The sequence below is a fragment of the Nostoc sp. DSM 114160 genome, assembly GCF_053470305.1.
The window spans coordinates 632,774-646,762 of the sequence record NZ_JBPFGO010000004.1 but is presented as its reverse complement, the minus strand read 5'-3'; the positions used below and the strand labels follow the sequence as shown (position 1 = coordinate 646,762).

Genomic DNA, 13,989 nt, shown 5'->3' with positions numbered 1-13,989 from the left:
GGATTTTAGATTTACGATTTTGGATTGCAATCGAAAATCCAAAATCTAAAATCTAAGGAGGCAGATGTTGCACGCGGGGCGATATTACCGCGCAAGTTGTAGAAGCATTGAGTATAACTTTTTCAAAATTATGTAAGCTTCTGCGATCGGGGCGCGGCAACAACTGCCAGTTTTGATGTAAAGTGTTGAAATCGTTGGTGCTACTCCCTAAAAGTAGTAGCTGCGTAAGCTGCCATCATATCTGCCGCTATTGCGACAGCACTTTTTGAAAGCAGCGACCAGAACCACAAAGACAAAGGTCATTGTTACCAAGCTTTTCTTCTAGTTCCTTGTCGCCATGAACAAGGCGATTGCCACGTTTAACAGCTTTTTCAGATGGGTAGCCACGACGACGTTTGCTCGATGGTTCAAAAGCAGAAATCGTCAAAATTGTCGAAATCTTCAGGCTCGATGTTGAAAGAATTAATCTTTTTCATCGTTCTCACCTCCATATTTAAATAAAATAAAGTCGCTTCGTGCAAGTCGAAAAAGCTGTTGATTCACACACGGGATTTGAACCCGTAATTGCTCGATCTCCAATCAAGTGCCTTACCATTCGGCTAGTATGTAAGCTTTTTCAGTTAGGGCACGAAGCGAAAAATTTAGATTTTAGAAAGTTGATTTAAAATAAATCGAATTTCTTTCTTGTTACACTGCTTTTTACTAACAGCGTAAATCATTCGACCTGTATATGCCACAGAATGATGAATTGTACCTTTGACAGCATCCTTCACATAATGAATGGGTGGCGATGGCAAATTTTCAAAGGTAATTAAATACCAAATCTCGTTTAGCTTTTGGTATTGATGATAATTATCAATGATGACAATATCAGTTTGTTCTTGCTTTTGCTTTTGCTTTTGCTTTCGAGGTATTTTCTCGGCGGCACAAAGAATTCCGGTTTCAGGATGGATATAGAAGCGATCGCGATGGCTTGCATTTAGCTGATTTCGATACCCTTGGTAAGGCTTGCTATAGAAACCATCATCAATTATTTCCACATGCCGTTCAACGTAGTCCCACACATGATCGATAACATGCTGTCCTGCTATTGTGTTGGGATCTAATCGTTGACACAGTTGGCTATAAACCTCATTCCAAGGCTGTCCGACTTGCGATCGCAAAAACCGACGCAGAGGGCCGAGATGGTCTGAAAGATACTTAGATTTATTTATTGGTTTAATCAGGTAGGGATTCAACAATCCATCCTGAATTGCATCCTGGGTGATTTTGTATAATTGCTTCTTAAAGCCAGTCACCTTTTTGAGGCTAATTCTCCTTCCACCGCGAGGACGCTCAATTACAATTTCGCTCAAACGATGTTCGCTCATATCTCACGTTGTTTAAATGCAGTTGTACTAATTGAGTTGTTATTAAACATGAGTTAGCTAACATCATTGAACTCACCTCCGTATTGAGTAAAGATTATAGATAAATACAATTTAAATAATTGGAATTCCGCACAAGTTAGCAAAGCAGTTTTCACAATTGCCTTTACCAGTTTGGCTACGCTCCCATCAAAGGGAGCGACAGGAGTTGAACCTGCATTCCGTTGCCGGAGTGTGTGTAGACTTCACAAGTTAGGGCGCGGAATTAAGTCTTAAATCATTCCGTGCAAGTTCAAGAAGCTTTTTACAGCTACGGTCGCTCTTACCAAACAGGACTTACGCAACTGGCACAAAAAGGGGGTAAGGTGCAGCCCTAGCCAGCGACAATTCAACTCAAACCAAGCACATAAGAATACTTGGGCGTTTTAGTTGCTGAATTAAATAATTAGAAAGCAAATTATGCTTGATTTGATAAATAGTTTGACCAGTTTGATAGGCTAAATTCTTTAATCTAATCCAAACCAACATTGCACAAGCAATATGATTTCTTTGAAGCCTAGCTTTACGACATTGACAAGATTCAATGCCTGTTAGTTGTTTAATCTCTCGGTGAAACTCCTCGATTTTCCAACGAATTTTACACACCTCTTGTACAACATCCGTGGAGCTTTGAGATAAATCGTTAGTGGCGATATAATCCGTTCTGTTGGTAGAAACAGTAACCCGGAATAGTTTCACTTTTTTCTTAGCTGGGAACCCTTTAATTTTAATTATCTTACCACAGTCTAGTTCTTCAGGACTCCATTCTAATAATTCAATACGTTTATATTTGTCTTGTCCAAATGTATCATCAACTAACCGATTATTTTTTAAAGGGCAATAATATATTTTCTCGATTGCATCAATATAAAGCATTAAACTATGTACGGCATACCATGTGTCCATCAAAACAGTATCGAATGGTAAAAGCTTATGATATACAAGGTTTTGCAGCATGTCTTTCACATGGTCTATCTTGGTTTTACCATCGACATCAGGATTAAAAATGCGGTAATCGATTACCCAAAATTTTTGAAGAGTAGGGTTGACATACACACAGCTAACTACACCAATACCTTTGAGGACACCATGTTCATTACCACTATATTGTTTTCTGACTGTTTCTATTTCTTTAGAATACCTTTTATCTAAAACGCTATCATCAAATATTATGTAACCATTAGCATCAGGTTCAATTACCTCTTTCACGTTATCCCATAATAACCGAGGTGTTAATTTTTCTCTGTTTAAATAATAGTTAATTGCATCATGGCTAATACTTTCTAAATGCTCTGCCAAATTAGTCATTGTATAATTAATCTGACTACTTAATAAGTATTGGCAGTAATCAAGCTTAGTAAATTTCATTACCGTAAGCAACATTTATCTAATACAACCTCTACCTATTTTCTCATGAATCTTTCATGCTTTGCCTCCAATACACCTGCCTCTATTACGAATACAAGGCTTTCGGAATTAAATTCAAATAATACTCATGTACTAGCTAGCGGCGATCGCTCTGTGCCAGTTGCGTAAGTCCTGCCAAATATTGGCAGTGGGCACGCACGCTAAATCTGCGAGAGACTTAGAAATCATGCTTCGCTTATTCGATCGCTCGAACTTTACTACCTTAGGGCCGTTATGAATGTGTATGTATGCTTCTTCTGTTAGGGCACGAATGACTCGAAAATTTAACCATAGACAGCTTCAGGACGGACGATCAAATCGCCACTAGGACGGCGATCGATTACGTAAGCAGAAAGGCGATCGCTATTTACATCTAAATGCCGAGCAACCCGCTCTTTCACCGCCACATCATTCATCCCTGCTGCAATTCCCAATTGGGTTTTTGGCACATCAACAGAACGTCCTTCAAATCGAATATGAACCATTACAATCACCTCTTGTTTTAATTACGAATTACGAATTCGTATTAGTGGATCTGATCGGGATTGAACCGATACCCTCCCTGTGAGAGTTACACTCACACCTCATGCGAGTTGAAAAAGCTGTGGTTACACCGCAGGAATTGAACCTGCAACTTATCGTTTTAGAGACGATCGCTCTACCATTGAGCAAGTATGTAAGCTTTTTCTGTCAGGGCACAAGTGACATCTGGGAACTCTACCGTTAGAGCTACAGACCCAAGGAAAGCATTATTGCAATGCTTTTGAGGAGGCTTTTCTTCTATACTACAAATGTAATACACAATTTACATAATGTCAAGTGTCGGGATGGATCTGTTAAGCTGAAGGCCATGAAAAAAATAAAAATTGCAGGCTGTAAAGCCATTGAGCAGTGGTGTAGTAGGATTTCACTTGTTACAACTACAACGGATAGCGCAGCGTAAAGCCTGCGGCATGGCAACTCTTGGAGACGCTATGCGTAGCTTGCTTCTCTGTAAGAGTACGCATAGAGCGAGTACTTAAGCGTCGGGAATCTCCCTTCAGGTGAAGCTCCTTCTCTGCGAGACGCTACGCGAACGTCGTAACGCTACACTAACACCAGTGGCCTATGGCGGGAAACCCGCCTACAACGCTGGATTCACCGCAACGCACTGGCTCCCCCACAAAAATTATCTTTTGATTCAGCAACGCCAGCAAATCTAACTCTATCGACAGATATTTAAGAAAAACCAAAAAAAGATACGATGGCGAAAACGATCGCTGTAAGTATTATGCTAAACCTCTGGTATAAAAGTGCTGTCATCTATTGCATTGATGTTGAAACGTTTATGGATGGTAACGGCGATGGCATCGGAGACTTTGAGGGACTGATCGATCGCCTAGATTATATTGCAGGCTTAGGCATTAACTGTATTTGGCTGATGCCATTTTATCCCACACCAAACCGAGATAACGGCTATGATGTTACGGATTATTACAGTGTAGATCCGCGTTTGGGAACATTAGGAGACTTTGTAGAATTTCTCCGTCAGGCAAACGATCGCGGGATGCGCGTTATTGTTGACTTAGTAATTAATCACACCTCGACTGACCATCCTTGGTTTAAAGCTGCTTGCAAAGATCCGCATTCTAAATACCGGAATTATTATATTTGGTCAGAGGAAAAACCGGCTGATGCTGAGTCAGGAATTATTTTCCCTGGCTATCAACAGAGTACTTGGACATATAATGAGGAAGCTGGAGCCTATTACTTTCACCGCTTCTTTGAGTATCAAGCAGATTTGAATATTGGCAATCCTCAAGTCCGCGAAGAATTCGACAAAATCATGGGATTTTGGCTGCAACTGGGGATTTCTGGCTTTAGAGTTGATGCGGCTCCGTTTTTAATTGAGCTAAAGGGTATTGAAAAACAGGCAGATATTAAAGACCCTTACCGTTATCTGCAACAGATGCGGAACTTTCTTTCCTGGCGGCGAGGAGATGCGATCGTTCTGGCAGAAGCAAATGTCTCAATGGAGGATGTACCGAAATATTTCGACGATGGCGATAAGTTGCAGATGTTGTTTAGCTTTATCGTTAATCAGTATCTCATGCTTGCCTTGGCTCGCGAAGCAGCGGCTCCTCTTATAGAAGGATTGAAAGCACCGCCAAAGATTCCAGACATTTGTCAGTGGGCGCATTTTATCCGCAATCATGATGAATTGTCCTTAGACAAGCTCTCTAAATCGGAACAAGAAGAAATATTGACCAAATTTCATCAGAATAAAGAGCAGGTGTGGATTTACGATCGCGGTATTCGGCGTCGCTTTCCACCTTTGGTTCAAGGAGACGAGCATCGGATTCGTTTGGCTTACAGCCTGATGTTTACTATGCCAGGAACACCAGTCCTAAAGGCGGGTGAAGAAATTGGCATGGGAGACGACTTATCGTTGGAACAACGCGACGCCAACCGCACCCCAATGCAATGGTCAGCCGAGTCTAATGGAGGGTTCTCGACCGCTCCTAGCGATCGACTTATTCTCCCGGTGATCGAAGAAGGGGAATATGGCTACCCACACCTGAATGTCATTGCTCAAAGAAGAGATTCCAACTCACTTTTAAACTGGATGGAACGAGCAATTCGGATGCTTAAAGAATGTCCAGAGTTCGGTTGGGGAAGTTGGGAACTGATTGAGACAGATAACTCAGGAGTGTTAGCTTTACACTATCAGTGGCGCGATGGAAGGGTTGTAGCCCTTCATAATCTGGCAAAAGATGGTTGTACAGTAACTCTCAAGTTTAGCGGCGATCGCGAATCCCATTGGATTGATTTGCTTGGAGATAAACCCTATGAGCCGATCAAACATCCAGAAAGCGGCATACAACTTGAAGGCTACGGCTACCGTTGGGTGCGTGTTGGTAGGGAACGCCTTTAAATAGGGGTTATAGCGATCGCCAGATAGATTAGGACATAAAATAGGTGTGGCTCAAATAATATCAATTCAAATGCCCATTCTGTCCGGCAAGAACAGCAACCCTAGCCCCAGGGCGAACGCATCTTATTTACTAATAAAAACGAAGAAAGATTGCAAAATAATATAGATAATTGCAAAAATTGATGGAACGATAAGTAAACTAAATCAAATATATTCTCAAAATATGAATTAGGTTATCTTCATCTAAATGACTATTCATGAATAATAAAATAATTAAATTATGGTGTACATAAGAATGTATTTATCTAGAAAATAAATCTTTTATCTGAAATATTCAACTCAAATTTTAATATACTATTTTAAGCTAATGCTAAAATTCTTAGTAAATAGTTGTTATCCATGACCGCGAGGAACTGTTTATTTTTAATTCCACGTTTAACACGCTTCTCTTGAGTTAAAAGATTGACTGCAATATGTCTGAGAATTGCAAAATTCTGTGGAGCATTATCTTTTCTAATCCGACAGTCATCTTCTCTTAAGGCAACATCCAATAGCCAATGTAATGAATTCTCAACTCTCCAATGACTACGAATAGAATTACCAAACTGTTCAGCATTATCTTCAAGGCTGCTAATGAAATAACGAGTTTCAACTGTTGTTTTACCATCTAATAAGCGGACAGATTCTACCATGCCAACACTATTAAAGTTTGACCAAACTGAATCTGGGTTAAGCAGAGGCCCAATTCCAGATAACATGACGTAATTGCGGATTTCATGACGACCATGCCCTGTCTCTTCTGTCTTATATGTGCTATATTTAATCCCTTCAAAACCCGTACTTATCCCTGTTTTAAATAGTTCTTCAACTGATACCAATTCACGAAAAGCCTGATACAAATAAAGCATCCAGAATAAAACCCCAACCTGTAATAGAAGCAACAATTGATGTGTTTAATTCCTCAAGACGTTGCCAGATAACTGTTCTTAACTCGTCCAAACTAGCAAAGCATTCCCAACTTAGATTTCTTTTGACTTCTTCCCATAAACGTTCAATTGGATTGACTTGGGGAGTATGTGGAGGTTGAAATAAGAAAATAATATTTTCGGGAATTTTAAGAGTCTGGCTTAAATGAAAAGCACCGTTATCTAATTGAATAATATGTATATCTTGCGAATATGTAGCAGCAAACTGTTCTAAAAAAATGTTAAAACAAGCTGTGTTGAGATGAGAGAATTCCCAAATATAATACTCGCCAGTTAAGGGTTCTACTAACCCGTATAAATAGAAGTTTTCTCTCTTCCATTGCATTATGCCGATAGGTTTTATGCCACAAAGCGTAATCAGCCTCCCCAATTCTGTTTTTAATCCTACACGGCTTTCATCACCACACCAATATCTAATTCTTTTGTGTTTATCTTTTGGCTCTATAGCGTGTTTTCTAATGACTTCTAGGTATTGTGGCAGTTTTTTTTAAATTCTAATTCTGCTTCTTCATTGTGTTTTATCCCTACTGCTCTTGGTACTTTTAACTTCGCTTTCATTCGATAACGTACTGTATCGTGTACTACTTTGTATGACGCTTCTACTCCTTCCACCGCTTTCAACCATGTTCGGATTTCCTCATAACTTTTAAATCCTTCTGGCTGTTCAAGTTCTTTTAAAAGTTGTTCTTTAGCCAAACCATTAATAATTGGCGGTCGCCCTGTACTCTTGTTTACTGACAACAGACCATTTATTCCTGACTTTGTATAAATTGAGAGCCATCTTTGCACCGTCACCCTTTCTCTGCCCACAACTACAGCTGCATCCTGTACCGTTCTCACCTGGCCCATTTTCAGCAAATACAAAGCTTGAATTCGTTCGCGGCTTGATGCTGTTTTCTGGTTTAAGAGCAGTTCATGCAACTCTTGGACTGATTCTTTGATTTCAACTTTGGTGATTCCAGCCATTTTCACCCGTTCATATTTATTCCTATTTTATCTGTATCACACTTTTAGTGAATTGGTATGACTCATAAAGATTACCTTGATTCTTTTTTAAGGTAATTACATAATCTGCTGATTGCTCTGTAATCAACTTCACAATTTCTTTCTGGCAACCGATTGCATCAATTGTTACGATACATCCTGATAGTTCTAATACCTTTAATAATTCGGGAATTGCCGCGATCTCATTCGATTCAGAATCTACCTTTACTTGTCCTAAAACTAATTTATTTGAAGTTGCCCATGCACTCACCATCTGTATAGCACTTTTATTGCTACTCTTATCATAAGAACCACATAAAGTTTTTCCATCAATTGCAACTACCTCTCCAACAGTTATTTTTTGTATCGATTTCATCCAATTTAAAAAACATTCTTGGAATTGCTGCGGATCAAGCAGAGCAAATACTCTTGCAAAAGTATCGTGTGAAGGAATGCCATTTGGTAGCTCTAAAAACGTTTTCAACCATTCAGACTTTGCACAGCCATACAGTTCAATTGCTACCCAGCTATCTGCTCCACAGATTACTGCACAAATGGCGATAGTCAAAATATCAATTAAATTGTGTCGCTTTGTGCGATCTATTCGTGGATCTGACATCACAGCAAAGTGGTCAGCAATTGTAATTTTAGGCTTGAGTCTCATGCCTTTCTGGGGCAATATTGCTACTTTTACAATGACTTTACCATCAAAACCTGATTGCTTAACCCCTTGTCAGACGCGATCGCTCTTTTTAGTATATATGTACTATATTTAGATGCGTTTGCCCTGACCCTAGCCCTAGATATTAGCATCAAAGCTGGCATTAAAAGCACCGGCGGAACTATCGCAAAAAGATAGATGTAATACTACCCAATACGGTTCGGATAAGCATTTTTCATAATCGAGTGTGGTCTGGGGAATGGGTTTGGAGGTATTGGGTAAAGGATGTATTCAAAACCAATACCTTTTCCCTTTCCCCTTGCCCCTTATCCCTAGAGCAGGGTGGTTTCATACAAGCAGAGAAAAAATAAAACTGAGTTTCAAAGCCTCTCTCCGCTTCGGGGAGAGGTTTGGAGAGGGGTCAAAATCTATGGTTGTACATGAGAAATCAAGACTTATGTATTTTTCTTTTTTTGTATGAAACCACCCTGCTTGCCCCTTATCCCTAGAGGGGGCCCCACCTTCCCCTTTAACCGAACCGTATTGTAATACTATCCACATTTCGCAGGTGCGATCGCTTTCGTGTTGTATTTTTGAAGTATGAGTATTTCAGATCGCAAATCAAAGTACAAGATTATTCATCGCTTAGGCATAGTGGCATCAAGGTAAGTCGCTTAGTGACCACCTGCTCCCTGCCGACGCTCGCGGACTCGCTAACGCTGCGCTATCCTGCCTTCTGCCTCCTTGACGGCTTTGTTTTTAATTAAAAAGTATTGAATGCAGTTGACAAATTCTTCTAATTCTAAAATTAAATTAGTAGTACCTTTAAGGTCTCGATCGCTAGCTAGTTGTTCTAGTTTGTCAGTTGCTAAGTACATAGCTGTGGCTCCAATGTTGACACTAGCACCTTTAAGGTGATGAGTTTCTCGTGCTATTTGCTCAAAGTCATCAGCTGCGATCGCTGCTTTAATTATCTCTAAACGGGGTTTAATATCTTCAACGCATATTTGCAATAAATTTAATTCAAATTCTCGATCGTTTCCTGATATCTGATGCAAGTGTTCCCAATCAATTGCTAAGTCCGTGGAAACTGTCTGTTCATACACACCTGCCTCTTGCTGGGAAACGATCGCACCTGTCCAATATTCTAGAGTCTGTGCCAATTTTTCTTTAAATACTGGCTTACTCAAATAGTCGTCCATTCCGGCATTTAGACAAGTTTCTTCGTCTTCTTTCATCACATTAGCTGTCATCGCAATCACTACGGGACGATGACCCAATGCAAAAGCATCCTCTTGCCAACGATGAATTTCTTTTGTGGTTTCCAAACCGTCGAGAATTGGCATTTGGCAATCCATTAAAATCAAATCGTAAGGAATTTTTTCTAAGAGCTGCAAAACTTCCTTTCCATTAGCAACGACATCGGCTTTGTAGCCCAAACTCTGGAGTTGCTTTAGTGCTACTTTTTGATTCACCAAATTATCTTCAGCTAAGAGAATTCTTAACTTGGATTTAGTAGAAGGATTAGGAGGACAGGAAGTAAGAATACTTGAAGTTTCTGTACTGGTAATTTCTTCTGTAGCCTCTAGCTTTCTGTTTCTACACCCTTGTTCTGATTCCGGCTGAGTTTCTAAAATATTTATGATGGTATCAAGGAGTCGTGATGGCTTAATGGGTTTGAATAAATAAGTAGCAAATTTGATTTTGAGCGCCTGTTGTACTTCATCCCGTTGATTAGTAGAGGCGAGTATAATCAAAGGGATCTTAGCAATTGCAGAATTGGCTGGAATTTGTTCTTTTATTGTCATGCCATTTGTTTGGGCTATTTGCATATCAATCAAGGCAACATGATATGATTTCCCCTGCTCGCTAGCTTGCTGAATAACTTTAACGCCCGCAGCAATACTGTCAGCTCGATCTACCTCCATCCCCCAATGAGTAGCTTGATGGCAGATAATTTTATAATTAGTAGTGTGGTTATCCACTACCAATAAGCGGCGATTTTGCAAAAGTTCGCGATCGCATTTTGGCTCAACAGGCTCAACTTGTTTGGTAAAAAGTAACTCAAACCAAAACTTAGATCCTTTGTCCATCTGGCTTTCTACCCCAATCGCTCCTCCCATCAAAGTTACAAGTTGTTTACAGATAGCTAATCCCAAACCGGTACCACCATACTTGCGAGTGGTCGAAGCATCCACTTGGGTAAATGGTGTAAAGAGTTTGCGTTGGTCTTCAGGGCTAATGCCAAGACCTGTATCTGTAATCGCAAAATGGATGGTGGCTGTAGTCAAAGAAAGCGAACGCAATTCGGCTTGTACTAATATTTCGCCAGCGCTGGTAAATTTGATGGCGTTGCTGATTAAGTTCATCAAAATTTGCCGCAGCCTACCAGTATCTCCCTTGAGTTGAGTGGGGACGTTGCGATCGATTATTGCAGCAATTTCTAATCCCTTGTTATGGGCTGAAGGAGCCAATAATTCCACCACGTCTTCTACACAAGTGGATAGGTCAAAATCGAGAGTTTCGAGAGCCATCTCTCCAGCCTCAAGTTTGGAAAGATCCAAAATCTCGTTGATCAAACTTAAAAGAGCGTCTCCACTACTGCGAATTATTTCAATAAAATCTCGCTGTTCTTCGTCTAAAGGAGTATCTAACACCAAACTAGTCATCCCCAATACAGCGTTCATCGGAGTGCGAATTTCATGACTGATATTTGCCAAAAAGGCACTTTTCGTCTGAGAAGCTAATTCGGCTTGGCGACGGGCAATTTCAAGTTCTTGTCGCTGACGAGTTTCGGCTGCTAATAGTTGGGCTTGGGTCAAAGCAATACCTACTTGGTCGGCTATTTGCCGCAAAAGATCGGTTTCAAAGCTAGACCAGTGGTGGGAATCGTCACACTGATGAACTATGAACAAACCGCTAAGTTCTTCTTTAACAAGAATAGGTACAACCAAATTGACTTTGACCCCAAACTGTTGCATTAATTCCAGATGGCTTTGTTCAACTTCTAAAAGATCCAAGTTATCCAGTCCGAAAACCTTGCCTTGACGATACTGCTGTAGATAGTACTGTTGGAGATATTCTGCTTCAAAGTAGGGGGCGGCGTTATTTTGCTCTTTGATTGCTGGTAAGCCAGAAACTACTGCTTCAACAACGGTGTTTGCAGTAGTTTCTGGCATCAGCTGATAGATTAAAACTCGGTCAGTCTGGAGAATCTTTTGTACCTCTTCGACAGTGATTTGGAGAATTTCTTCGATGTCCAAAGATTGACGAATCTTCAGGGTGATTTCGGTAAATAGTTGCGATCGCAAATTTTGGCGTTGTATTTCTTCTTCAGCCTGTTTACGCTGGATAAATTGCCCTACTTGCTCGCCGATAGAATTCATCGTTTTTACTAAATCTTCGTCAAGGGGCTGGATTTCACGATTAAAGCAGGTAATCACACCGAGGATTTTATTACCACTGCGGATCGGAAAACCAAAAGCTGCATGTAGTCCTACTTGAGCAGCTATTTTGAAGTTAGGCAAATTAATATCTTTAGCGATATCAGCGATCCAAACCGATTCAGAACTAGCCCAAACCCGTCCAGGTAGTCCAATTCCGGGTACAAAGGTGGTTTGCCGCTTCAATATTTCAAACTCTTGCATCTCAAGGGATGCTTTATGCCAGATATCGAGAAAGCGCAGCACATTTGCTTGCTCATCTATCATCCAAATTTCACCCAAATCCCATACCAAACTCTCACAAATTCCTTGCAATATTTGGCGAGTAGCTTCGCTAATTGTGGCGGACTCTGCTAAAACGCGGGTTGCAGCATATTGTGCAGTTAGATGCTGTTGTGTTCGTTTAGCATCGGTAATGTCAATGCCAGTGCCAACAATGTATTCAACACAGCCCTGATAGTCTTTTAAGATGGTATTTGACCAGGCAATCAACCGCCGACTACCATCTTTCATTACCCAATAGTTTTCATAATTATGGGAAAGTTGACCAGATCGTAACTGGTCAAAAACTGCTTTAACTGGCTCCACCTCTTCAGAAGGTTGAAACAAGTTCCAGCTATACCTACCCCTCACCTCATCAAAAGAGTAACCAGTTATTTGCTCGCAGGCTTGATTGAAACGAACGATTTGCCCTTGAGAATCGAGAACTATTACCAACGCACCGACCGTATCAAGGACTGCTGAGATAAAGTTGCGTTCTTGATTTAAGGTTTCTTCTGTCCTCTTCCGTTCAAGAACCTCACGATAGATCGAGTAGTAGACTACAGCAAGAACGATAAAACTTAGGCAAATAGCGATCGCCAATGTGAGAATTGTGTTCCGAGTCCAAATCTTTGCTGCTTGTGACTGCTGTCGAATTCGTCCCCTGTCCTCGTTTTCTATCTCATCGATCGCTTTGCGGATATCATCCATGAGATTTTGTCGATCGTTTCTGGGCAGTACTTGCAACGCTGCCTCTAATCCCTTATTCTGGCGCAAATCGATAGTCTGTTTTAGTTCAGTAAGTTTAGCCGTTATCAGAAATTCAAGCGTTGCCATCTGCTTTTGTTGATTCGGTTGAGCTGCTGTTAACTTCTTCAGCTTGGCAATTTCTCGATCGACGTTACTAAGTGCTGTTTGATACGATTTTAGATAAAGTTTGTCTCCAGTGAAGATGTAACTACGTTGCCCAATTTCAGCATCCTTTACCTGGGACAGTATTTCCTCTTGGCTGTTAAGTTTTTTATAAGTATTTGTTACTAGACTGCGATTAAAATTACTAAATACTCTTGTATTTTGATCGGAAACCACCCCAATCAGAACTAAAATTATTGACGACAAACCAAAACTTGCTGCAATCTTTTTGAAAAATTGCTTGCGTACCCTCTGTACCTGGTTGCTTTTCTTGGAAGCAAGTACCAAACTTGCTAAATTTCGGCGCAATTCCAGTTGCTTTATGACTTGACGAGCTAAAGTTTGTAATGCCTCTATTTGTTTTGGATTAAGTTCTCGTGGTACGTAGTCAATTACACACAGCGTTCCGAGGGCGTATCCTTCAGCGTTAGTTAAAGGTACACCAGCATAAAACCGAATATTTGGGTCAGATGTCACCAGTGGATTTGTTGCAAACCGTTCGTCATCTTTTGCATCAGGCACTACCAAAACATCAGACTGGAGAATGGCATGGGCACAGAATGCGAAATCTCGGTGCGTTTCTGGGGCATCCAAACCGACTTTTGACTTGAACCATTGGCGATTTGTATCAATTAAGCTAATTAAGGCAATAGGAGTCTGACAAATATACGAGGCTAAACGAGTCAGATCGTCAAAGGTGGCTTCCGATGGCGTATCGAGAATCTTATACTGCAAAACTGCATCGATTCTCTGGGCTTCGTTATCAGGTAATGGTGCTTTCATCCTTGAGTCTTATCTACATTCTGGGGAGTGGGGAGTGAGGGAGTGAGGGAGCAGGGGGAGATAGGGAAGATGAGGGAGATAGGGAGACAAGGGGACAAGGGGGTAAACAAAACTCCTAACTCTTAACTCTTAACTCAGCACTCCTAACGCCCAATGCCCCATGCCGAATTTGGTCAATAAACTTACCTTTAATTAATGACAATAGTTTACTTAAAACCGTTAGCGTAATTTT

10 protein-coding genes, 1 tRNA gene and 2 pseudogenes are annotated in these 13,989 nt (G+C 40.6%); 3 read left to right on the top strand and 10 right to left on the bottom strand.

Going from position 1 to position 13,989, the window contains the following annotated elements:
* Window positions 1-247: 247 nt before the first annotated feature.
* The 4 genes from NSTCB13_RS34675 to NSTCB13_RS34660 form a co-directional block, all read right to left on the bottom strand.
* On the bottom strand, window positions 248-427 hold the full coding sequence (locus NSTCB13_RS34675; protein WP_448275555.1) for a hypothetical protein: 180 nt from the start codon (window positions 425-427) through the stop codon (window positions 248-250).
* Window positions 428-540: 113 nt separating this feature from the next.
* Window positions 541-609 (bottom strand) — tRNA-Ser (locus tag NSTCB13_RS34670).
* Window positions 610-641: 32 nt separating this feature from the next.
* Window positions 642-1,370, bottom strand: coding sequence for a hypothetical protein (locus NSTCB13_RS34665; RefSeq protein ID WP_448275553.1), 729 nt, complete (start codon window positions 1,368-1,370; stop codon window positions 642-644).
* A gap of 390 nt (window positions 1,371-1,760) precedes the next feature.
* Complete coding sequence (locus NSTCB13_RS34660) at window positions 1,761-2,774, bottom strand: IS701 family transposase (protein WP_448271396.1); 1,014 nt, start codon at window positions 2,772-2,774, stop codon at window positions 1,761-1,763.
* Here NSTCB13_RS34660 and NSTCB13_RS34655 point away from each other — a divergent pair.
* On the top strand, window positions 2,745-2,942 hold the full coding sequence (locus NSTCB13_RS34655) for a hypothetical protein (RefSeq protein ID WP_448273232.1): 198 nt from the start codon (window positions 2,745-2,747) through the stop codon (window positions 2,940-2,942). The genes NSTCB13_RS34660 and NSTCB13_RS34655 overlap by 30 nt on opposite strands.
* Before the next feature lie 155 nt (window positions 2,943-3,097).
* Here the strand turns inward: NSTCB13_RS34655 and NSTCB13_RS34650 are convergent, their stop codons facing one another.
* Complete coding sequence (locus NSTCB13_RS34650; protein ID WP_012407952.1) at window positions 3,098-3,298, bottom strand: hypothetical protein; 201 nt, start codon at window positions 3,296-3,298, stop codon at window positions 3,098-3,100.
* A 101-nt stretch (window positions 3,299-3,399) separates the two neighbouring features.
* On the opposite strand from NSTCB13_RS34650, the gene NSTCB13_RS34645 reads away from it, so the two are divergent.
* On the top strand, window positions 3,400-3,540 hold the full coding sequence (locus tag NSTCB13_RS34645) for a hypothetical protein (RefSeq protein WP_334718840.1): 141 nt from the start codon (window positions 3,400-3,402) through the stop codon (window positions 3,538-3,540).
* 516 nt (window positions 3,541-4,056) lie between these two features.
* The gene (locus NSTCB13_RS34640) at window positions 4,057-5,727 is read left to right on the top strand and encodes an alpha-amylase family protein (protein WP_448275550.1); all 1,671 of its coding nucleotides are present in this window, start codon (window positions 4,057-4,059) and stop codon (window positions 5,725-5,727) included.
* A gap of 359 nt (window positions 5,728-6,086) precedes the next feature.
* Here NSTCB13_RS34640 and NSTCB13_RS34635 read toward each other — a convergent pair.
* The 5 genes and pseudogenes from NSTCB13_RS34635 to NSTCB13_RS34615 all read right to left on the bottom strand — a co-directional run.
* Window positions 6,087-6,599, bottom strand: a pseudogene (locus tag NSTCB13_RS34635) (ISAs1 family transposase); the annotation flags it as partial.
* 7 nt (window positions 6,600-6,606) lie between these two features.
* Window positions 6,607-7,131: an IS630 family transposase gene (locus NSTCB13_RS34630; RefSeq protein ID WP_448270086.1), complete on the bottom strand. Its 525-nt coding sequence runs from the start codon at window positions 7,129-7,131 to the stop codon at window positions 6,607-6,609.
* Window positions 7,132-7,178: 47 nt separating this feature from the next.
* Window positions 7,179-7,679, bottom strand: coding sequence for a helix-turn-helix domain-containing protein (locus tag NSTCB13_RS34625; protein WP_448265554.1), 501 nt, complete (start codon window positions 7,677-7,679; stop codon window positions 7,179-7,181).
* A 61-nt stretch (window positions 7,680-7,740) separates the two neighbouring features.
* A pseudogene (locus tag NSTCB13_RS34620) lies at window positions 7,741-8,361 on the bottom strand (ISAs1 family transposase); the annotation flags it as partial.
* A gap of 710 nt (window positions 8,362-9,071) precedes the next feature.
* Window positions 9,072-13,757 carry a GAF domain-containing protein gene (locus NSTCB13_RS34615; RefSeq protein ID WP_448275549.1) on the bottom strand — a complete coding sequence of 1,562 codons (4,686 nt, stop codon included), beginning with the start codon at window positions 13,755-13,757 and terminating at the stop codon, window positions 9,072-9,074.
* Between the last annotated feature and the right edge of the window lie 232 nt (window positions 13,758-13,989).

What these genes read in the sequence shown, in the direction of transcription:
- NSTCB13_RS34625 (WP_448265554.1), bottom strand. Translation starts at nt 7,679, where the DNA reads ATGGCTGGAATCACCAAAGTTGAAATCAAAGAATCAGTCCAAGAGTTG.
- NSTCB13_RS34660 (WP_448271396.1), bottom strand. Translation starts at nt 2,774, where the DNA reads ATGAAATTTACTAAGCTTGATTACTGCCAATACTTATTAAGTAGTCAG.
- NSTCB13_RS34615 (WP_448275549.1), bottom strand. Translation starts at nt 13,757, where the DNA reads ATGAAAGCACCATTACCTGATAACGAAGCCCAGAGAATCGATGCAGTT.
- NSTCB13_RS34645 (WP_334718840.1), top strand. Translation starts at nt 3,400, where the DNA reads ATGCGAGTTGAAAAAGCTGTGGTTACACCGCAGGAATTGAACCTGCAA.
- NSTCB13_RS34665 (WP_448275553.1), bottom strand. Translation starts at nt 1,370, where the DNA reads ATGAGCGAACATCGTTTGAGCGAAATTGTAATTGAGCGTCCTCGCGGT.
- NSTCB13_RS34640 (WP_448275550.1), top strand. Translation starts at nt 4,057, where the DNA reads ATGGCGAAAACGATCGCTGTAAGTATTATGCTAAACCTCTGGTATAAA.
- NSTCB13_RS34650 (WP_012407952.1), bottom strand. Translation starts at nt 3,298, where the DNA reads ATGGTTCATATTCGATTTGAAGGACGTTCTGTTGATGTGCCAAAAACC.